This window comes from Streptomyces sp. NPDC058198, assembly GCF_042882605.1.
GTDB lineage: Bacteria > Actinomycetota > Actinomycetes > Streptomycetales > Streptomycetaceae > Streptomyces.
This window is the reverse complement of the sequence record NZ_JBHVVP010000019.1, coordinates 1-22,497: the sequence shown is the minus strand read 5'-3', so window position 1 is coordinate 22,497 and position 22,497 is coordinate 1. Positions and strand designations below refer to the sequence as shown.

The window sequence follows — 22,497 nt, the reverse complement described above, 5'->3', positions numbered from 1 at the left end:
GCATCCGGCTATGCGCGGTGAGTGATTTCCGCATCGCCCTATGGCGTTAAGGGAAGGCCGTCGGCAAAAGGGGATGCGAGATTTCGCGCCGATAACTCGAACGCGTTCAATTCGGACCGGAGCGCACGGGCTCGACGGTGGCCGCGTTCTCGACGAGGCGGTCCGGGCTGCCGGTGCCCGGGATCGCTCAGGGCGGGCAGGGCCCTGTCCAGAGGGGGGCGGTCAGGGGATATCTTGATGTCGAGCAATGTTGCAGACCTGGAACGGAGCACCCGGTGACAGACTCGACCATCATCTATACGCACACCGACGAGGCCCCGGCCCTGGCGACGTATTCGTTCTTGCCTGTGGTCGAGGCGTATGCCTCGACGGCCGGGGTGACCGTCGAGAGCCGTGACATCTCTCTGGCGGGGCGGATCATCGCGAGCTTCCCCGAGCGACTCGAGGAGAGCCAGCGTATCGATGACGCGCTCGCCGAGCTCGGTGAGCTGGCCAAGACTCCCGGGGCGAACATCATCAAGCTGCCGAACATCTCGGCTTCGATCCCGCAGCTGAAGGCGGCGATCACCGAGCTGCAGCAGCAGGGCTACGCGCTGCCGGACTACCCCGACGACCCGAAGACCGACGAGGACCGGGACGTCCGCGCGCGGTACGACAAGGTCAAGGGCAGCGCCGTCAACCCGGTGCTGCGCGAGGGCAACTCCGACCGCCGTGCGCCGGCGTCGGTGAAGAACTACGCCAAGGCCCACCCGCACTCGATGGGCGCGTGGGACGCCGCCTCGAAGACGAACGTCGCGCACATGGACGCCGACGACTTCCGCTCCAGCGAGAAGTCCGCGGTCATCGCCGACGCGGGCTCGCTGCGCATCGAGCTGGCGGGGGACGACGGGAGCACCACGGTCCTGCGCGAGTCGGTGCCCGTGCTGGCGGGCGAGATCGTGGACGCGTCGGTGATGCGGGTGGCGGCGCTGCGTGAGTTCCTCATGGCGCAGGTCGCCCGCGCCAAGGCCGAGGACGTGCTGTTCTCGGTGCACCTGAAGGCCACGATGATGAAGGTCTCCGACCCGATCATCTTCGGTCACGCCGTGCGCGCGTTCTTCCCGAAGACGTTCGCCGAGCACGGCGAGGCGCTCGCCGCGGCCGGCCTGAGCCCCAACGACGGACTCGGCGGCATCCTGGGCGGGCTGGACTCGCTGGCCGACGGCGCCGCGATCAAGGCGTCCTTCGCGGCCGAGCTCGCCGAAGGACCCGCGCTGGCGATGGTCGACTCCGACCGCGGCATCACGAATCTGCACGTACCGAGCGATGTCATCGTCGACGCCTCCATGCCGGCCATGATCCGCACCTCCGGTCACATGTGGGGCCCGGACGGCCAGGAGGCCGACACCCTCGCCGTCATCCCCGACAGCAGCTACGCCGGCATCTACCAGGTCGTCATCGACGACTGCCGCGCGAACGGCGCCTTCGACCCCGCGACCATGGGCTCGGTGTCCAACGTCGGCCTGATGGCGCAGGCGGCCGAGGAGTACGGCAGCCACGACAAGACCTTCGAGATCCCCACCACCGGCACGGTGCGTGTCCTCGACGCCGCCGGCGAGGTCGTACTCGAGCACGTGGTGAGCGCCGGTGACGTGTGGCGCATGTGCCAGACGAAGGACGTACCGACCCGGGACTGGGTCAAGCTCGCCGTCTCCCGCGCCCGCGCCACCGGCGACCCGGCGGTGTTCTGGCTCGACGAGGGCCGCGCGCACGACGCGAACCTCATCGCGAAGGTCAAGGCGTACCTGCCCGAGCACGACACCGACGGGCTGCGGATCGAGATCATGGCGCCGGTCGACGCCATCGCGTTCTCCCTCGACCGTATCCGCCGGGGCGAGGACACGATCTCGGTCACCGGCAACGTGCTGCGTGACTACCTGACCGACCTGTTCCCGATCCTTGAGCTCGGCACGAGCGCCAAGATGCTCTCCGTCGTCCCGCTCATCAATGGCGGCGGTCTGTTCGAGACGGGTGCCGGCGGCTCCGCGCCCAAGCACGTCCAGCAGCTCGTCAAGCAGAACTACCTGCGGTGGGACAGCCTGGGCGAGTTCCTCGCGCTCGCGGTCAGCTTCGAGCACCTCGCGCAGACGACGGGCAACGCGCGCGCCCAGGTGCTCGCCGACACGCTCGACCGCGCGACCGGCGTCTTCCTCAACGAGGACCGGTCGCCCAGCCGCCGGGTCGGTGGCATCGACAACCGCGGCAGCCACTTCTACCTGGCGTTCTACTGGGCGCGCGAGCTGGCGAAGCAGACCGATGACGCGCAGCTCGCGGAGGCGTTCGCCGCGCTCGCCAAGACGCTGGCGGAGCAGGAGCAGACGATTCTGGACGAGCTGGTCGCGGTACAGGGCTCGCCGGCCGACATCGGCGGCTACTACCAGCCCGACGTGTCGAAGGCGTCGGCCGTCATGCGTCCGTCGAAGACCTTCAACCAGGCCCTCACGATTCTGGGCTGACGCGACAGCCGGGGCGACCGCGCTCCGTTCGCACCGGGACCGCCCCGGCCGGCACTCCGCCGGCCGGGGCGGTCCCGTCTTCGCGGGGAGCCGCTTCTTCGCGGGGAGTCACGTGAGGATGTTGACCGCGCGGGCGACGACGAGGATGACGATCAGCAGGGAGACGACCGCCTGCAGGAGCATGAGCATCTTCGCCCAGCGGGTCAGGGGCATCACGTCGGTGGGGCTGAAGGCGGTGGCGTTGGTGAAGGACACATACAGGTAGTCGGGGAAGGCGGGTTCCCAGTGCGGGGTGGCGAGGTCGGGGGTCTGCATCTGGGGGAAGAGGAAGTCGGGGTAGGCATGGGTCGCGTTGCTGCGGGCGACGGGGCCGCCCCGGTCCCATTCCCAGTACCACAGCGCGAAGGCGATGACGTTGGTCAGCCAGATGCTGCCACCGCTCGACAGCAGCGCTCCGGGATCCTCAGCACCTCCGGTGCCGCGAATCAGGCCGGCGACCAGGAGCACCGCCGAGAAGGCGTTCGCCGCGCTGATGAGGGCGATCAGGGCCAGGCCCGCCGCACGGTACAGCCGGGAGACACGGTCGATCCGGTGCGGATTGGCCGCGACCAGCGCGATCAGCAACGCTGTTTCCAGGGCGGGCAGCAGCCACTCCGGGCGCAGCGAGAGCCCCTCCGGCAGTGCCCACTGCAGAGCGATGGCCGCCAGCACGGCGACGGCCGACGACCAGCGGAGCTCGCCACGGGTGACACGGCGCCAGGCCGGCAGCAGCTGACGGTCCGCCTCTCCCATCCCTGAGCGGGCATGCGTGAGCAGTGCTTCGATCCGGGCGAGCCGTGCGGGCACGGCGTCGTCGGACTCGTGAGGGGGCGGGATCCGGGACACGCAGCTCATGATCGCGGCCGATCGCCGGAAGTGCCACCGGCCGGCACGCCCGGGTGAGACCGGCCCGGCCGGGCGGGTCTCACCCGGGCGTGCCCCGGGTCAGCCGGAGACCGGAAGGAAGCCGGGGACGCGGGTGCCCAGCGTGAGGGTGTCCGCCGTGCGGCGGACGAACTCGGCGACGGCGAGGTCGAGGACGCCCAGGCCGAACGGGGAGAAGACGGTGACGCGGTCCTCCGCGCGCCGGTAGGGAGCGGGGTCGGCGAGGACGGAACCGATCGACGCCTGGATGAAGGCGCGGTCGCCGGTCCGCTGCTCGGTCAGATGGAGCGAGGTCGATTCACGGCAGACATGGTCCGCGTCGTCGACCACGTTGACCCCGGCCAGGATGGAGTCCACCGTGAGGTCGCGCAGCGACAGGTGCAGGACCAGAGTGCCCGGCCGGCAGGCGTCGGTGGTCAGGTGCGGGGCCGAGGCCGTGGTGGCGAGGCTGACCAGGCGCTGCGCGGCGAGGGCCTCCTCGGCCGTGTCCGCCAGAGCCACCGTCAGATCGGGCCAGCGGGCGGTGCAGCGGTCGGCGAAGGCGCGGGCCCGGTCGCGGTCCAGGTCGAACAGGGTGACCGTGGCCAGCTCCGGCAGGGCCGCGCGGAGGTAGCTGAGCACCTCGAAGTTGATCACGCCACAGCCGACCAGCGAGACCCCGGTGTCGGGTTTCCGCGCGGTGAGGGTGGCGGCGGCCAGCGCGGCACTGGCCGCGGTGCGCCGCGCGGAGATCACCGAGCCCTCCAGGAAGGCCTCGGGCGCGCCCGTGGCCATGGAGTTCATGATGATCGCCGCGGAGGCACGCGGCAGGCCGGCCGCGAGGTTGCCGGGGAACGAGGCGATCCATTTGACGCCGGCCACCGGGGTCTCGTCGCCGAGGTAGGCGGGCAGCCCGATGATCCGGTTGCGCTGGTCGTGCGGGAAGCGCAGGAACACCGAGTGCGGCAGGGCCGTATGGCCCCGGTCATGCAGTACGTAGGCCCGGCGGACCGTCTCCAGGACGTTCTTCTCGGCGCCGTCGAGGATCTGGTGGATGTCCTCGGCTCCCAGGATCAGCATGGTGCCACCCTCATGTCCGCCTTCTTCTCCTTCCACAGGTGGGACACGTCGCCGAAGTGGCGGGTGACCCAGTCGTCGTTGTAGATCGTGTCGAGGTAGCGCTCTCCCCGGTCGGGCAGGATCAGCGCGACCCTGGCGCCCGCCGGGATGCGCTCCCCCATGAAGCCGAGCGCCGCGATCAGGGCGCCGGTCGAACCGCCGGCCAGGATCGCCTCGCGGGCGGCGAGCCTGCGGCAGCCGACCACGCAGTCCAGATCGCTGACATGGACGACCTGGTCGGCGAGGCCCTCGCGGTACAGGCCCGGCCGGACCGCGGCGCCGTGGCCGGGGATCAGCCGCGGGGCCGGCGGATTGCCGAAGATGGCGCTTCCCTCGGCGTCCACCGCGACGACGGTCACCGGCAGCCGGTGAGCCCGTACGTACTCCGCGCAGCCGCGCAGGGTGCCGCAGGAACTGGTGGCGCAGAAGAGGTAGTCGAGTCCGCCGGGCAGGCTCTCGACTATTTCGCTCATGGTGCTCTGGTGGGCCCGCGGGTTGAGCGGGTTGGAGTACTGGTCGGGCCAGTAGGCGTGCTTGATCCGGGTGGTGAGTTCCTGGATCCGGCGGATGCGGACCGGCAGGTACTCCCCGGTCACCGGGTCGGTTTCCTGGACGACTTCCACTTCGGCGCCCAGCGCCCGCATGATCGCGACGTTCTGCTGGTTGGTCCGCGGATCGACCACGCAGATGAACCGGATCCCGTAGTACGCGCACACCTGGGCGAGGCCGATGCCCAGGTTCCCGGAGCTGGATTCGACGACGACCGACCGTCCGGGGACGATCCGGCCGTCGAGGATGTGTTCGCGCAGCATCTCCAGCGCGGACCGGTCCTTCATGCTGCCGCCGGGGTTGTGTGCCTCCAGCTTCGCGTACGTCCTGAAGTGTCGGGACGGGTCGAGCCTGGCCAGTTCGACGAGTGGCGTCGCTCCGATGGTCCCGAGCACCCCGGCGGGTCCGGCGTCAGACAGCCGCATGGCTCGTCCCCGTCCCGGGGAGTCGCGGTCCGAGCATCGTGCGAAACACGGTTGTTCCTCCTTGGTTGTGCACCGGTGCACCGGTGGGGTCAGGAATCCGCCGATGACGTGGTGCTCCGCCGTACCGAGCGGGAGAGTGTCGCGGCGCCGGCCAGCAGGACCATCCACACCGCGAGGGCCCCTGCCGCCTGCTGCGGTCCCACCGCGTCCAGCAGCAGGCCGCCGACGAGCGCGCCGATGGGAAGTGCCCCGGCGGACAGCATGCTGGTGGCCGCGAGTACGCGTCCCTGCAGCCGGTCCGGGGTGATGCTGAGCTGATAACTGCCCACCGCCACATTCCAGATGGGCCCGACGAACCACATCGCCGCGTAGGCGAGCGCGAGCACGACGAGATCGTCGGCGAAGACGATCACGCCCATCAGCACGGCCCACACCCAGTTCGCCCCGATCACGAGGGTGGCCAGCGCAAGCCTGCGGCCGAACCAGGTGGCGGTGAGCGAGCCGAGTACGCCGCCGGCTCCGGCGGCGCCGATCATGATGCCGATCCCGGCGGACGAGGCGCCCGCGTCGGTGGCCATCACGATGACGATCAGGAACAGCGCGCGGAAGAGCAGATTGCTGCCCGCGACGAGCAGGGTGGCGGCGCGCACGAACGGCTGGTCCTTGAGCCAGACCAGTCCCTCCCAGACCTGGGCGGCCATGCCGCCGACGCGCTCGCGGGGCCGCGCGGCCTGGAAGTCCTTGCGGATGAACAGCAGGCTGACCAGCGCCACCAGGTAGGACACGGCGTCGAGCAGGAACGGGATCGACCGGCCGATACCGAAGAGGATGCCGCCGAGCGGGGTGCCGAGCATCGTCGCCGCCCGTCCGCGGGCTTCGTTGCGCGACAGTGCCAGGCGCAGTTGGCCGGCCTCGACGACGTTCGGTACCGCGGCGTGCGCGGCCAGTCCGTAGAACACGGACAGGGTGCCTTCGGCGAATCCGACGATCAGGATGTGTACCAGGCGCAGTTCGCCGAGCACGACCGCCGCCACGATGCTCGCGGCTCCGAGGCAGCGCAGCGCGTCGCACCAGATCATCAGCCGCCTGCGGTTCCAGCGGTCGACCAGCGCACCGGCCGGCAGCTGGAACAGCAGGGTGGGCAGCAGGGTGAAGAACCCGGCGACCCCGGCGGCGGACGCCGAGCCGGTCAGGGCCAGCACCAGCAGGGGGTAGGCGACGGTGGAAGCCGTCGAGCCGACGATGGAGACGGCCGAGCCGCTCCACAGCAGCATGAAGTCGCGGTTGCGGTGGAGCGGGGTCACCGGAGGTCCGCCGGGCGGGGACTTCGCGACGGTGGTCATCGCGCATTCCTTCCCCGGGTCCGTGCCCGGTGGGTGAGGTGGGGCGTCGTCATTGCCACGGCGGCCGGTACCCGCCCCTGGGTGTACCGGTCCGGCAGATCCCGTTCAGGGGTCCTCGGCGTCTTCATCAGTCACGCACCTCGGCCAGCGGGTCCAGTTCGGCGGGCCAGGGCGTGTCCGGCGGATCTTTGCGGATCAGCGAGCGGCGTCCGGTGCCGTGCATCGCAAGGCGGAGGGTCGCCCTCATACTGGGCGTATTCGGGCGGGCCCGACAACGCGGCGAGGTGCGGTGCCGGGCGTCGGGAGCCCGCAAAGATCCGCCGGACACGCCCTAGCCGTGGGATGCCTGCTCCATCTGCCGGCGCAGGCTGCGGGGCCGCATGTCGGTCCAGACGGTGCCGATGTGGTCCAGGCAGTCCGTACGGCTGCCCCGGGTGCCCTCGGCGTGCCAGCCGAGCGGCAGGGCCCGGTCGACGGGCCAGACGGAGTACTGCTCCTCGTCGTTCACAACGACCTGGTGGACGCGTTCGTCGGTGTGTTCCTCGGCCATGGCGGCCCTCCTCGGCTTCGCTGCCGCATCACGAACGTCACGTGATGGGTGGTGGCGAGAGCGAGCCTGCCCGGTGGCTCAACCCGGTTGCAGAGAAGAAAGCGCAGAGAGGCGGGCACGGGTGCTGCCGACAGCGCTGCTGGTTGTTCTCTCGTTCGGGCGGGGCCCGCCGCAGAAGCTGAGGCGCATGACTGCGAACTCATCCGCCCCGCCCGCCCCGTCCGACCGAGCGGGCGCCGAGCGGCAGTCCACCCCGGAGCCGGCCGTGGAGTCCAGCACGCCATCCACACTGCCGTATGTCATGTCGGCGGACACGCCCGGCTCTCCGGTGGCCGACTTCCTGCCGGACGCCCGCTCGGTCATCCGCCGCCGCCTGCGCGAGCACGGCGCGGTCCTGCTGCGCGGATTCGACGTCGGTGGTGTGGGCGGATTCGAGGACGTGGTGCGCGCGGTCTCCGGCGCACCCCTCGCCTACGCGGAGCGTTCGTCGCCCCGCAGCACCATCCAGGGACAGGTCTACACCTCGACGGACTACCCGCCGAGCGAGGAGATCTTCCTGCACAACGAGAACTCCTACCAGGCCACCTGGCCGCTGACGCTGTTCTTCTACTGCGTGCGGCCCCCGGAGACCCTGGGGTCCACCCCGCTCGCCGACACGCGGCGGGTCCTGCGCGCGATCGATCCGGCGGTACGGGAGGAGTTCGCGGCCCGTGGCTGGATGGTGGTGCGCAACTTCATCGACGGCTTCGGGGTGCCCTGGCAGCAGGCGTTCAACACCGACGACCGTGACGAGGTGGCGCGGTACTGCGCGCGCAACGGCGTCGAGGCCGAGTGGACCGGTGCGAACGGGCTGCGCACCCGCGCCCGTCGCGAGGCCGTGCACCGGCATCCCGTCACCGGCGAACAGGTCTGGTTCAACCACCTCTCGTTCTTCCATGTGACCACGCTGGCCGAGGAGGTCTGCACGGGTCTGAGGGAGATGTTCGGCGAGGACGAACTGCCGACCAACACCTTCTACGGCGACGGTGAGCGCATCCCCGACGACGTGGTGGCACATCTGCGCGGCTGCTACCGCGCGGAGCAGCGGCGCTTCGACTGGCAGCTCGACGATGTGCTGCTGGTGGACAACATGCTGGCCTCGCACGGCCGTGAGCCGTTCACCGGACCGCGGAAGATCGCCGTGGCCATGGCCGAGCCGTCGGACGCCACGGTGGCCGGTCCGGCGTGAGCGCCGCGAACCCCCTACCGCGGAGTGTCCTGCTCCGCGCCGCCGGGTGTCCTCATTCCGGCCCCGTGAACCCCTACATCTCGCTCTGGGAGGCGACCGATGGCAACCGGTGATGGCGCATACCCGCTGTCATTCGCACAGGAACAGCTGTGGTTTCTCGATCAGCTCCGGTCCGGAGCCGCGACCGAGTATCTGCTGCATGAGGCGTTCCGGCTGCGGGGACCGCTGGACGTGGGAGCGCTGACGGCCGCGCTGTCCGAGATCGCGGTACGGCACGAGGTGCTGCGGACGCGGTACGACGCCGTGGACGACGCGGGCGTGCAGATCGTGGACGACCCGGAGCCGGTGGAGCCCGCCCGGGTGGACCTCGGCGGGCTGCCCGACGCCGAACGGGAGGCGCGGCTGCGTGAACTCAGCGCCGCGGAGCTGCGGACGCCGATCGATCTGCGGGAGCGTCCGCCGTGGCGCGTGACGCTGGTGCGCCTCGGGCCGGATGACGCGGCGCTGCTGATCACGGTGCACCACATCGCCTTCGACGGCTGGTCGTGGGGGGTGCTCGCGGAGGAACTCGGCGCGCTGTACGGCGCGTTCGGCCGGGGTGAGCCTTCGCCGCTGGAGCCGCTGGAGGTCCAGTACCTGGACTACGCCCAGTGGCAGCGCGAGAGCTGGGAGGCGTCCGCCGAGTCGATGGACCGCCAGCGCGCCTACTGGCGTGAGCGGCTGGCGGATCTCGGTCCGCTGGAGCTGCCCACCGACCGGCCGCGCCCTGCGCAGTGGGAGTCCGCCGGCGACAGCCACTACTTCCACGTGCCGGCCGAACTGGCGGCGCGGGTGACGGAGATCGGGCAGCACGCCGGCGCGACCCCGTTCATGGTGCATCTCGCGGCGTTCCAGCTGCTGCTCTCCCGCTACACGGGGCAGCGTGATGTGGCGGTCGGCGTGTCCATCGCGGGCCGCGAGCAGGCCGAGCTGGAACCGATGATCGGCATGTTCCTCAACACCGTCGTGCTGCGCACCGATCTGTCCGGGGATCCCTCCTTCACGGAGCTGCTGACGCGGGTCCGTGAAGCGAACCTGGACGACTTCGGATGCCAGGAGGTGCCGTTCGAGCGGGTGGTCACCGATCTGGCCCCGGACCGGGACCTGTCCCGCAACCCGGTGTTCCAGGTGGGCTTCGCGCTGCACAACGCCCGGCGGCGGCCGCTGCGGCTGCCCGGCCTGGAGGTCAGCAGGTACGACTCGGCCACGGCGAGTTCCGCGTTCGACCTGTCGCTGCACCTGGCCGAGCTGGCCGACGGCTCGTTCGAGGCGAAGTTCCTCTACCCGACCGCCCTGTTCGACCGTGCGCGGATCGAGCGGATGGCGGCCGGCCTGCTGCGGCTGCTCACCGACATCGCCGACCGGCCCGGCGTGCCCGTACACCGGCTGGAGATCGTCACCGAGTCCGAGCAGCGGCGGCTGGCCGAGTGGAACCGCACGGACGCCGTGACCCCCGACCGGTCCCTGCCCGAGCTGTTCCTCGACCGGGCGCGGGCCACTCCCGACGCGGTGGCCGTGGTGTCCGGGGGCCAGGAAACGCCCTACGCGGAGCTCGCGGAGCGGGTGACCGCGCTCGCCGGGCACCTGCGCGCCCTCGGAGTCGTCCGCGGCACCCCCGTCGGGGTCGCGATGCACCGCGGCACCGATCTCGTCACGGCGCTCCTCGCGGTGCTGGCCGCGGACGCCGTGTACGTACCGCTGGCACCCGACCATCCGGCCGAGCGGCTGGCGTTCATGGTCACCGACGCCGGGGCGGAGGTGCTGCTCACCCAGGAGTCACTGCGTGACCGGCTGCCCGCGCACCCGTGTGTGGTGGCGGTCGACAGCGCCTGGCAGGAGATCGCCCGGCCGGCCGCCGGCTCTCCCGCGCCGCCCTCCGTCGGGGACACGGACGCCGCGTACATCATGTACACGTCCGGTTCGACCGGTCGGCCCAAGGGCGTGGTGGTCACCCATGCCGGCATCCGCAACCGGGTGCTGTGGTCGGTCGACCGGTACGGGATCGGTCCGGGCGACCGGGTGCTCCAGAAGACCACGATCGGCTTCGACGCCGCGGTGTGGGAGTTCCTCTCGCCGCTGGTGTCGGGGGGCACGGTGGTCATGGCGCCCGAGGACGCCCACCGCGACCCGTCCGTGATGATCCGGGCGATGGCGGAACACGGGGTGACGGTGCTTCAGCTCGTCCCGTCGGTGCTGCGGCTGCTGCTGGCCGAGACCGGCCTGGGCGACTGCGCCGCGCTGCGCCTGGTGTGCTCGGCGGGCGAGCCGCTGCCCGCCGAGCTGTGCGCGCGCCTGCGGGAGAGCGTCGACGTCGAGGTGTTCAACACCTATGGCCCGACCGAGTGCGCGATCGACTCCACCGCGTGGCGCTACGACGGGACCGAGCGCGCCGAGATCGTCCCGATCGGACGCCCGCTGCCTCATGTCCGTACGTTCGTGGTGGACACCGAGGACCAGTTGGTGCCGGTGGGTGTCCCCGGCGAGCTGTGCGTCAGCGGGGTCGGCGTCGCCCGCGGGTACGCCGGCCGGGCGGACCTGACGGCGGACCGCTTCACGCCGCATCCGTTCCCGGCCGTGCCCGGTGAGCGCTGGTACCGCACCGGGGACCTGGTGCGCCGCCGCGAGGACGGCGCCCTGGACTTCGTCGGGCGGATCGACGAGCAGGTGAAGGTACGCGGTGTGCGGATCGAGCCGGGCGAGATCGAGGCGGCCCTCACCGGGCATCCGTCGGTCGCCGCCGCGGTGGTCACCGCGCACCGGCCGGAGTCCGGGGACACCGAGCTGGTCGCCTATCTCGTGCCGGCGGACGGCGCGTCCCTCCCGGACGCCGAGGAACTGCGTGAGCTTCTCGCGGCCCGGCTGCCGGAATCCATGATCCCGTCGGTCACGGTCGGCCTCGACGCGCTGCCGCTGACCCCGAATGGCAAGGTGGACCGCAAGCGGCTGCCGTCGCCCGAGGGCCGGGACCGGCCGGGCGGGGTGCGCTGGGTGGCTCCGCGCACCGCCACCGAGCGGTCCGTCGCCGAGCTGATGGGCGAGGTCCTCGGGGTGGAGCGGGTGGGCGCCGACGACGGCTTCTTCGCCCTCGGCGGTCACTCACTGCTGGCGATCCGTCTGGTGCTGCGGCTGCGGCGTGCCTTCTCAATCGAGCTGACGGTCGGCGAGCTGTTCCACGCCCCGACGGTCGCGGCGCTGGCCGCCCGGATCGATTCGGTCGCGGCGGACACCGACGAGGCCGTCATCCGCCCCGTACCGCGCGGCGGGGAGCTTCCGCTCTCGTTCGGCCAGCAGCGCATGTGGTTCCTGGACCAGCTGGAACCGGGCAGCGACGAGTACGTCGTCCCGCTGGCGCTGCGGCTGCGCGGCCCGCTGGACGTCGAGGCGTTCCGGCGGGCGGTGGACGCGACCGCCGCCCAGCACGAGGTGCTGCGTACCCGCTATCTCTCGCGCGGCGGCGATCCGGTGCAGGTCATCGACCCTCCGGCCGCTGTCCCGTTCACGCTGCACGATCTGACCGGTGTCCCGGACGCGGACACCGGAGCCAGGGAGCTGCTGGACCGGGCCTCCGGCCGGCCGTTCGACCTGGAGACGGAGACCCCGCTGCGGGTCACGGTGATCCGCACGGCGCCCGACGACCATCTGGTCGCACTGACGCTGCATCACATCGCTTTCGACGCCTGGTCGATGGGGTTCTTCCTGCGCGATCTGGACAGCGCGTACCGGGCGTTCGAGGCCGGTGAGGACTCGCCGCTGCGCCCGCAGCCGGTGCAGTACGCGGACTTCGCGGTGTGGCAGCGGGAGCAGGAGTCGTCGGAGGAGTCCGCCGGGCAACTCGCCTACTGGCGCGACCGGCTGGACGGTCTCAGCCCCGTCGAGCTGCCCGCCGACCGGCTCCGGTCCGCGGTGCGCGACGCCCGCGGCGACACGGTGATCGTGGAGGTGCCGGCGGAGACCGGCCGGGCCGTCACGGGTCTCGCGGCGCAGCGGGGCGTGACCCCGTTCATGATGCTGCTGGCGGCGTTCCAGCTGATGCTGGGCCGCTACACCGGGCGGACCGATGTCGCGGTCGGCACCCCGGTCGCCGGAAGGACCCGGCAGGAGACGGAGGAGCTGGTCGGCTTCTTCACCAACAATCTGGTGATCCGTAACGACCTGGCCGGCAATCCCGTCTTCACGGACTTCCTGGACCAGGTGCGCACGGTGTCCCTGGAGGCGCTCGCCCACCAGGATGTGCCGTTCGAGCATCTGGTGGACGCGCTGCGGCCGGACCGCGACCTCTCCCGCAACCCGCTGTTCCAGGTGATGTTCGAGCTCCAGCACATGGAAGGGGTTCCCGCGACGCTGGGCGAGTCGGTCATCGAGCCGCTCCGTACCGGCCCCGCCGTGGCCAAGTTCGACCTCACGATGACGGTGAAGCAGCGCGCCGACGGGCGGCTGAACTGCTGGTTCGAGTACGCCACGGGGCTGTTCGAGCGGGGCACGATCGAGCGGATGGCGGATCACTATCTGTCCTTGCTGAGCAGCATCGCCGCCGATCCCGCGGCGCGGATCGCCGACCTCGACATGCTCACCGACGCCGAGCGCCACAGCATTCTCTCCAGCTGGCCGGACCCGGACGGGGACCGGCTCGGTGTGCTCGACCCCGTGGCGGAGCACGCGCTGTGCGTACCCGAGCTGTTCGAGCGGCAGGCCGAGCGGACACCGGACGCGGTCGCGGTGGTGAGCGGCGAACAGCGGATCAGCTACGCGGAGCTGAACACCCGGGCGAACCGGTTCGCCCACCATCTGCGGTCGCTCGGCGTCGGACCCGAGACGGTCGTCGCCTCCTGCCTGGAGCGCAGCGCCGACGCCGTCGTGGTGCTGCTCGGCGTGCTCAAGTCCGGCGGGGTGTACGCCCCGTTCGACCCCCGGCATCCGGCGGAGCGGCTGGACTTCATGCTGGCCGACGTCGGGGCGAAGACCGTGGTGACCACCGCGGAGTTCGCGGAACGGCTCGGCGCCGGACCGTACCGGGTGGTGACGGTCGACGGGGAGTGGGAGGACGCCGGCGGACCGGCGCGGACGGCGAACCCGCCGGTGACGGTGGCGCCGGGCAACCTGGCGTACATCATCTACACCTCCGGCTCCACGGGCCGCCCCAAGGGGGTGATGATCGAGCACCGGTCGTACGCCCAGCACTGCCGGGTGATCGCCGACGCGTACGGCGTCGGGCCCGGCGAACGGGTGGTGCTGCTGTCCGCGCTCACCTTCGACGTGGCGATGGACCAGATCGCGGCCACCCTGACGGCCGGCGCCACGATCGTGGTGGGGGATCCGGTCTTCTGGACGCCCGCCGAGCTGCCGGACCGCCTCGCCGAGCACGACGTGACGATCGTGGAGATCACCCCGGCCTACTACCGGGCCATGACGGAGTCCGGCTCCCTGGGCCGGCTGACCGGTCTGAAGCTGATGAACGTCGGCAGTGACGTGGTCACCGTGGCCGACGCGCGGCGCTGGGCGGCGGCCGGGCTGCCCGGGCGCTTCCTGTGCAACTACGGGCCGACCGAGGCGACCGTCACCTGTCTGCTCCACCCGGTGGGTACGGAACCCGCCGAGGAGCAGGGAGCCTCCGCGCTGCCCATCGGGCGGCCGGTCTCCGGAACGAGGGCCTATGTGCTGGACTCCGATCTGCGGCCGGTCCCGGTCGGCGTGCCGGGCGAGCTCTGCCTCGGCGGGGTGCGGCTGGCCCGTGGCTACCACGGCCGCCCGGAGCTGACCGCCGACCGGTTCGTACCCGATCCGCTGGCCACCGAGCCGGGGCAACGGCTGTACCGGACGGGAGATCTCGTACGCCACCGGCCCGACGGCACCATCGAGTTCCTCGGCCGGATCGACCACCAGGTCAAGATCCGCGGGCTGCGGATCGAGCTGGGCGAGATCGAGGCGGCCCTCGTGCGGCACCCCGCGGTCCAGGAGGCCGTCGTCGTGGCGGTGGACGTGGCGCCGGGCGACAAGCGGCTGGCCGCCTATCTGGTGGCTCAGCCGGACAGCGCCGTCCCCGCGGTGAGCGAACTCCGCTCCCATCTGGGTGAGTTGCTGCCGGAGTACATGATCCCGTCCCTGTGGGTGACGCTGGACGCCCTGCCGCTGACCGCGAGCAAGAAGGTCGACCGCAAGGCGCTGCCCGATCCGGTGCTCCTGCGCACGGACGGCGGGCGGGAGTATGTCGCGCCGCGCGATCCCGCGGAGGAGGCCGTCGCCCGGATCTGGTGCGACGTGCTGGGTCTGGCGCGGATCGGTGCCATGGACGACTTCTTCGCGTCGGGCGGTCACTCCCTGCTGGCCACCCGGGTCCTCGCCCGGCTCAGGGAGGAGTTCGCGATCGAGCTGCCGCTGCGCCGGCTGTTCGAGGCCACCACGGTGGCCGGACTCGCCGAAGCGGTGTCCGAGGCCGTCGAGGCCGATATCGCCCAGTTGTCGGACGACGAAGTGGCGGGGCTGCTGTCCCGGGAAGGTGTGCGATGACCGAGATCAGCGACCGAGTGGCGTTGCGGCAGGAGCTGCTGCGGCAGCGCCTGCGCGGCGGGGTGACGCCCCGGCGGAACGACGCCATCGGCAGGGCGCCGCGCGGCGGCCCGCTGCCGCTGTCCTTCGCGCAGCGCCGGCTGTGGATCCTCGACCAGTTGGCGCCCGGTGGCACGGAGTATCTGATGACCGCCGCCCTGCGGGTACGGGGCGAGCTGGACCGGGCGGCGCTGCGCACCGCCCTGGACGGGCTCCTGGCGCGGCACGAGGTGCTACGGACCCGGTATCCGGTGGTGGACGACGATCCGGTGCAGGTGATCGACGAGCCGGGCCGGGTGCCGCTGACCGAGCTGGACCTCGGCGCCCTGGACCGCGAGCGGGCGGACGCCCGGCTCGCCGCGCTCGTCACCTCCGAGCGGCGCCCCGTCGACCTGGCCCGCGGTCCGGTGTTCTCGGCGACGCTGGCCCGGCTCGCGGACGCCGAGCACGCACTGCTGCTGACCGTGCATCACATCGCCTCGGACGGCTGGTCCGAGGATCTGCTGGTACGTGAGCTGGCGACCCGCTACTCCGACGCCGTGGCGGGCCGCCCGACGGCCGACTCGCAACAGCCCTTGCAGTACGCCGACTTCGCGGTCTGGCAGCGTGAGCGGTTGTCCGGGGAGCTGCTGGAGCGGCAGTTGGGCCACTGGCGGGAGCGTCTGACCGGGCTGGCGCCGCTGGAGCTGCCCACGGACCGGCCGCGCCCCGCGGTGCGCGACAGCGCCGGCGCCCAGGTGCCGCTGGCCGTCCCGGCGGATGTGGCCCGGCGGCTGACCGCGCTGGCCCGCGAGCACGGCGCCACGCCGTTCATGGCGCTGCTCGCCGCGTACGCGGTCCTGCTCGGCCGCTGGAGCGGACGGCGGGACGTGGCCGTCGGCACCCCCGTGGCCGGACGCGACCGGCCCGAAGTCCAGGGCATGGCCGGGCTGTTCCTCAACACCCTGGTCCTGCGGACCGATCTGTCCGGGTCGCCGTCCTTCGTGGACGTGCTGCGACGGGTACGGGAAACGGCGCTGGACGCGTACGCCCATCAGGAGGTGCCGTTCGAGCAGCTGGTGGACGAACTGGCGCCGGAGCGCGACCCGTCACGCACCCCGCTGTTCTCCGCGATGCTGCTGTGGGAGGACGAATCGGCCGCGGCGGCGGGTCCGAGGACGATGGGCGGACTGACGCTCGGCCGGCTGCCGGTCGGTGAGAGCACCGCCAAGTTCGATCTGACGCTCGGGGTGTCCGAGCGGGCCGACAGTTCGCTGGCCGGCGCCGTGAACTACGCGTCGGCGCTGTTCGACCGGGACACCGTCGAACGGTTCGCCGCGCACTTCGCCCGGCTCCTGGACAGTGCCACGGCCGCCCCCGGGCTGCCGGTCGACGAGCTGGAGATCCTTCCCGCCGCCGAACGGAGCCTGCTGCTGGAGGAGTGGAACGACACCGCCAGGCCCTACCCGTCCGGGACGCTGCCCGCGCTGTTCGAGGCGCAGGCCGCCCTGACTCCTGACGCCCCCGCTCTGCGTTCCGAGGGCGCCACGGTGTCCTACGCCCGGCTCGGCGCCGAAGCCGACCGGCTCGCGGAGGAGCTGCGGTCCCACGGGGTGGGCCCGGAGTCCGTCGTCGGAGTGTGTCTTCCCCGGGGCACCGGACTGGTCGTCGCGCTGCTGGCGGTCGTCAAGGCCGGGGGCGCGTATCTGCCGCTGGATCCGGAGTACCCGCCGGAGCGCCTCCACTTCATGCTGGACGACTCGGGCGCCCGGGTCGTCGTCAGCGACGCCGGCCTGGGGTCGCTGGTGTCCGGCAGCGCCCGGCAGGTCGTGGACATCGACGCCGACCGGTCCGCACGCCCCGCACCCGCCCCCCTGCCGGGCCCCGCCCCGGAACACCCCGCGTACGTCATCTACACCTCGGGGTCGACGGGCCGCCCGAAGGGGGTGGTGGTCGAGCACCGCGCCATCGTCAACCGCCTGCACTGGATGCAGGAGGCGTACGGGCTCACCGCGGCCGACCGGGTGCTGCAGAAGACCCCGTACAGCTTCGACGTATCGGTGTGGGAGTTCTTCTGGCCGCTGACGACCGGCGCCACGCTGGTCCTCGCCCGGCCCGGCGGTCACCGCGATCCCTCCTATCTGGCCGAGGTCGTCGCCGCGGAGGAGATCACCACCCTGCACTTCGTGCCGTCGATGCTGCGCGCGTTCCTGGCCGGGCCGCTGCCCGCGCTGCCTTCGCTGCGGCGGATGATCTGCAGCGGCGAGGCGCTGCCCGCGGACCTGGTCACGGCCGTGCACGAGCGGATCGGCTGCGAGCTGCACAACCTGTACGGGCCCACCGAGGCCGCGGTCGATGTCACCGCCGTACGGTGCGTGCCCGGCCTGCCCGTCACCATCGGCCGGCCCATCGCCAACACACGTACGTACATCGTCGACGACGAGCTGCGGCCGGTCCCCGTCGGGGTGCCGGGAGAACTGCTGCTGGGCGGCGTACAGCTGGCCCGCGGCTATCTGAACCGGCCGGGACTGACCGCGGACCGGTTCGTCCCCAGCCCGTTCGGCACCGGTCCCGGCGAGCGGCTGTACCGCACCGGCGACCTCGCCCGTCACCGGGCCGACGGCGCCATCGAGTACCTCGGCCGGATCGACCACCAGGTCAAGATCCGCGGTCAGCGCGTCGAACTCGGTGAGATCGAGGCGGTGCTGGCCGAGTGCGCCGGCGTGGACGCGGCCGCGGTCACCCTCCACGACGAGCGGCTCGTCGCCCATCTGGCACCCGCCACGGCGGACGTCGCCGCGGTGCGCCAGGAGCTGCGCGGGCGGCTGCCCGAGCACATGTGCCCGGCGCAGTGGATGCTGCTGGACTCCCTGCCGCTGACGCCCAGCGGCAAGGTCGACCGTAAGGCGCTGCCCACGCCCGACGCGGGCAGGTCGCTGCTGGCCGGGGAGTACACCGCGCCGCGCGACACGCTGGAGCAGACGCTCGCGGACGCGTTCGCCGCGGCCCTGGCCGTCGACAAGGTGGGCGTGCACGACAGCTTCTTCCAGCTCGGCGGCGACTCACTGCGCGCCATCCGGGTGGTCGGCCGACTTCGCGAGCAGGGCTTCGGGCTGTCCGTGCACGACATGTTCACCCACCAGCGGGTGGCCGAACTGGCCGCGCTGCTGCGCTCGAAGACCGCCGGCGAGACGGCCGGCGCGCTGGCCGCCGACTCCTTCGTGGAGCGCTTCGCGCTGGTGGCCGACGAGGACCGGGCCCGGCTGCCCGACGGTCTGGACGACGCCTACCCCATGGCGCAGACGCAGGCCGGGATGGTCTACGAGATGCTGGCCGCCACCGACCGGGCGGTCTACCAGAACGTCTCCTGCTACCGGGTCAGCGACGCTCTGCCGTTCGACCTGACGGCGCTGACCGAGGCGGCCCGGCTGCTCGTCGGCCGCAACGAGATCCTGCGGACCTCGTTCGACCTGTCCGGTTACTCCGAGGCCATGCAGCTCGTGCACCGCGAGGCCGAACTCCCCCTGGGATTCGATGACTTGCGTTCGATCCCGTCGGCCGACCAGCGGGCCATCGTGGACGGCTTCCTGGTGGGCGAGCGGCGCAAGCCCTTCGACCTCGGCCGTCCCCCGCTGCTGCGCTACCACGTCCATCAGGTCTCCGACGAGGAGTGGTGGCTGACCCACATCGAGTGCCACGCCATTCTGGACGGCTGGAGCCACACCTCGGTGGTCGCCGAGCTGATCTCCCTCTACCGGACCGTACGGCAGGGGCGCACGCCGGATCTGCCGCCACCGCCGGACGTACGGTTCGCCGACTTCATCGCCCAGGAGCGCGCGGCGCTCGCCTCGGACGAGGACCGCGCCTTCTGGGCCGGCCGGATCCGGGGCAGCGAGAAGTTCGAGCTCCCCGCGGCCTGGGGCGGCGCGGACCACGACGAGAAGGCCACCATCATCGATGTGCCGTACCGGGATCTGACGCCGGGTCTGAAGCGGCTGGCGGCGGCGGCTGGCGGCTCCATGAAGAGCGTGCTGCACGCCGCCCATCTGAGGGCGCTGGGCATCGTCAGCGGCCGCCGTCGCTTCTTCACCGGGCTGGTCTGCAACGGCAGGCCGGAGCTGGCGCGCGGCGACGAGGTGCGCGGGCTGTATCTCAACACGGTGCCGTTCGCCGCCGACCTGTCGGCCCCGACCTGGCGTGAGCTGGTCCGTGAGGTCTTCGCGGGCGAGGCCGCGCTGTGGCCGCACCGCCGCTTCCCGATGCCGGCCATGCAGCGGGAGTGGGGCACTTCCCCGACGCTCATCGATGTGGCCTTCGGCTATCTGGACTTCCATGTGCTCGACTGGCAGTCCAGCGACGTCGGCATGGTCGACGACTTCAGCCCGAGCGAACTCGCCCTGGAGGTATGGACCTTCCCCGGGGTGCTGCGCATCGGCGGCCGGCCGAGCCTGGTGGGGGTCGCGCAGCTCGAACTGCTGGGCCGCGTCTACCGCCATGTGCTGGAGGCGATGGCCGCCGATCCCGACGGTGACGCGTACGGGCTGACGCTGCCGCCCGCCGATCACGCGCGGGCGCTGCGGACCGGGAACGACACCGCGCGGCCGGTGCCCCGCGATCTGCTCATGCACGAGCTGACCGCCGAGCACGCCCGGTCGGCGCCCGGCGCGGTGGCCCTGCGGTACGGGGACGAGACCGTCGGCTACGGCGCGCTCGACGAGCGCGCCGACCGGCTCGCGCACCGGCTGCGCGCCCTGGGCGTCGGGCCCGACACCATCGTCGGCCTGCATCTTCCCCGTACCCCTGACCTGATCGTCGCGCTGCTGGCGACCCTCAAGGCCGGCGGCGCGTTCCTGCCGCTCGACCCGGAGTATCCGGCCGATCGGCTGCGGCACATGCTGACCGACGCCGAGGTCACGGTCACCCTCAGCACCCGCGCGCTGCGATCCACGCTGCCGTCCGGCCTGACGTGCGCGGTGGAGACCATCGACGACCTGCCGGACGAGGAGTTTGTGCCGCAGGCGCCCGATGTCAGGCCCGGTCCTGACGCTCTCGCCTATGTCATCTACACCTCCGGTTCCACCGGGCTGCCCAAGGGCGTCGGGGTACCGCACCGGGGCGCCCTCAACTTGCGGTACGCGCAGCGCGAGCACCTGGACCTGCGGCCCGGCGACCGGGTGCTGCAATTCGCCTCACCGAGCTTCGACGCCTTCGTCTGGGAAGTGCTCATGGCGCTCACCAACGGCGCCGAGCTGGTGCTTCCGCCACCGGACACGGACGTGGGGGATCTGCGGCAGCAGTCCGCTCTGGTCACGCACATGACGCTGCCGCCGTCGCTGCTCGACCGGCTGTCCCCCACGGACTTCCCGGAGCTGCGCGTCCTGGTGTCGGCCGGCGAGGCCTGCTCCGCCGAGCAGGCGGCCCGCTGGTCCGGCCGGGTGACCTTCATCAACGCCTACGGGCCGACGGAGACCTCGGTCTGCGCCACCCTCGCTCCGGTACCGGCCGCGGCGACCGGACGGCAGCCGTCGATGGGCCGGCCGATCGCCAACTTCCAGACGTACGTCCTCGACGCGGACCTGCGCCCGGTGCCGGACGGAGTCGAGGGAGAGCTGTACGTCGGCGGCGCCGGACTGGCCCGGGGGTATCTCAACCGCCCGGGTCTCACGGCGGGACACTTCGTCCCCGACCCGTACGGCGAGCAGCCGGGGGCGCGGCTCTACCGCACCGGGGACCTCGTCTCCCGGAACGCCGACGGCACCTTGCAGTACCGCGGCCGCCGGGACCACCAGGTGAAGGTGCGCGGCCTGCGCGCCGAGCCCGGCGAGATCGAGAACCTGCTGCTCAGCCATCCCGCGGTGGCCGCCGCCGTGGTCACCGTGCATCGCGCCGGTACCCCGGACGCGACCCTGGTGGCGTACTCCGAGACCGTGGAAGGGCACAGCGTGGAGCCTGCCGAGCTGCGCGAGCACCTGCGGGGCAAGGTCCCGCGGGGGCTGCTGCCGACGCACTACTTCGCCCTCGACGGCTTCCCGCTCACGCCCGCGGGGAAGATCGACCGCGCGGCGCTGCCCGTTCCGGACGGCGCCAGGCCCGCGCTCACGTCGGAGTACGTGGCGCCCTCCGGCGAGCTGGAAGTGGCCATCGCCACCGCGTGGAGAGAAGCGCTGGAGATCGAACGGGTCGGGGCGCACGACGACTTCTTCGAACTCGGCGGGCACTCGCTGGCGCTGATGCGGATCGTGGCGACGCTGCGCTCCCGGCACGATCTGGAGCTGCGGTTCCGGTCCTTCATCGAGCACCGTACGGTCGCCGGGCTGGCGTCGAGCATCGAGGCGGCCCGGGGCGAGCGGCGCGCGGAGGCCGAGCGGGCGACCGGCGCGATGCTGTGGATCCGCAAGGAGGGCAGCCGTACACCGCTGTTCTTCGTGCACCCGGGCGGCGGCAGCGCGCACTGGTATCTGCGGCTCGCCCCGCATCTGCCGGCCGACCGGCCGGTGGCCGCGTTCGAGTGGCCGGGCCCGCACGCGTCGGCGGCCCCGCCGACCGCCGAGGAGATGGCCGAGCGCTATCTCACCGAGCTGCGCGGCGCCCAGGCCCGCGGGCCGTACGTGCTGTTCAGCTGGTGCGGTGGCAGCGGCATCGCCTCGGAGATGGCACGACAGCTGGTGAGCGAGGGCGAGGAGGTCACCTTCATGCTCCTCGACCCCGGCCTCGACGCCCATGAGCGGGCCGAGGGCTGGCGGGAGCTGGCGCTCATCCGCCGACTGGAACGGCTGGTCAACGAGGTGGACCAGGGCGGCACGGCGGCGAACACCCCGGAGCGCCGGCAGGAGATCCTCGATCTGCTGGACCACCTGGTCGACGATGTCGACGAGGAGACCGGCATCACCCTGCCCGAGGACGGCGTCGGCGACGCGTGGCCGCGCGCCGCCCGGATCTGGCGCGAGGTGATGGAGATGGACCTCGCCTACCGGCACCGGCCGTTCCCCGGCCGGCTCCATCTGATCGTCAGCGACGAACTCGCCCAGGGGGAGCACGAGGTGGCGTTCGGCCAGACGTTCGCCGACTATGTGAGCCGCTGGCGCGAGCTGCTCACCGAGGGCGTGGAGGTCCACCGGGTACCGGGCGACCACTTCGGCGTCATGAAGCCTCCCCATGTGTCGCGCCTGGCGGAGGTCGTCAACGGGCTGATCCCCGGCCATGAGGGGGCGGCCGGCTGACCCTGCGGGGCGCGGCAGGACAGAGCGGTGGGGCGGGGGGGCGCCCGGCGGGGGCCCCCCCCCGGAGGGGGCCGGCGGCCCCCCCCCCCCCCCCCCCGCGGGGC

Annotated in this window: 9 protein-coding genes; 4 read left to right on the top strand and 5 right to left on the bottom strand. The window is 72.0% G+C overall.

The window, feature by feature from the left end; translation table 11 throughout:
- Nucleotides 1-275 precede the first annotated feature (275 nt).
- The gene (locus tag ACFVWW_RS32940) at nt 276-2,495 is read left to right on the top strand and encodes an NADP-dependent isocitrate dehydrogenase (RefSeq protein WP_386879467.1); all 2,220 of its coding nucleotides are present in this window, start codon (nt 276-278) and stop codon (nt 2,493-2,495) included.
- Between the two features lie 108 nt (nt 2,496-2,603).
- On the opposite strand, the gene ACFVWW_RS32935 is transcribed toward ACFVWW_RS32940, so the two are convergent.
- The 5 genes from ACFVWW_RS32935 to ACFVWW_RS32915 form a co-directional block, all read right to left on the bottom strand.
- Nucleotides 2,604-3,380, bottom strand: a complete 777-nt coding sequence (locus ACFVWW_RS32935) for a hypothetical protein (RefSeq protein WP_384193392.1) — start codon at nt 3,378-3,380, stop codon at nt 2,604-2,606.
- A gap of 99 nt (nt 3,381-3,479) precedes the next feature.
- The gene (sbnB, locus tag ACFVWW_RS32930) at nt 3,480-4,478 is read right to left on the bottom strand and encodes a 2,3-diaminopropionate biosynthesis protein SbnB (RefSeq protein ID WP_386879468.1); all 999 of its coding nucleotides are present in this window, start codon (nt 4,476-4,478) and stop codon (nt 3,480-3,482) included.
- On the bottom strand, nt 4,472-5,491 hold the full coding sequence (gene sbnA / locus ACFVWW_RS32925; RefSeq protein WP_384193386.1) for a 2,3-diaminopropionate biosynthesis protein SbnA: 1,020 nt from the start codon (nt 5,489-5,491) through the stop codon (nt 4,472-4,474). Before sbnA ends, sbnB begins: the two co-directional genes overlap by 7 nt.
- Nucleotides 5,492-5,580: 89 nt before the next feature.
- Nucleotides 5,581-6,834, bottom strand: a complete 1,254-nt coding sequence (locus tag ACFVWW_RS32920; RefSeq protein ID WP_386879469.1) for an MFS transporter — start codon at nt 6,832-6,834, stop codon at nt 5,581-5,583.
- A 331-nt stretch (nt 6,835-7,165) separates the two neighbouring features.
- The gene (locus ACFVWW_RS32915) at nt 7,166-7,384 is read right to left on the bottom strand and encodes an MbtH family protein (protein ID WP_384193381.1); all 219 of its coding nucleotides are present in this window, start codon (nt 7,382-7,384) and stop codon (nt 7,166-7,168) included.
- Nucleotides 7,385-7,685: 301 nt separating this feature from the next.
- On the opposite strand from ACFVWW_RS32915, the gene ACFVWW_RS32910 reads away from it, so the two are divergent.
- The 3 genes from ACFVWW_RS32910 (at nt 7,686) to ACFVWW_RS32900 (ending at nt 22,393) form a co-directional block, all read left to right on the top strand.
- On the top strand, nt 7,686-8,612 hold the full coding sequence (locus ACFVWW_RS32910; RefSeq protein WP_384193395.1) for a TauD/TfdA family dioxygenase: 927 nt from the start codon (nt 7,686-7,688) through the stop codon (nt 8,610-8,612).
- A 99-nt stretch (nt 8,613-8,711) separates the two neighbouring features.
- On the top strand, nt 8,712-15,155 hold the full coding sequence (locus ACFVWW_RS32905; RefSeq protein ID WP_386879470.1) for an amino acid adenylation domain-containing protein: 6,444 nt from the start codon (nt 8,712-8,714) through the stop codon (nt 15,153-15,155).
- Complete coding sequence (locus tag ACFVWW_RS32900) at nt 15,152-22,393, top strand: amino acid adenylation domain-containing protein (protein ID WP_386879471.1); 7,242 nt, start codon at nt 15,152-15,154, stop codon at nt 22,391-22,393. The genes ACFVWW_RS32905 and ACFVWW_RS32900 overlap by 4 nt, the downstream gene beginning before the upstream one ends.
- Nucleotides 22,394-22,497 lie beyond the last annotated feature (104 nt).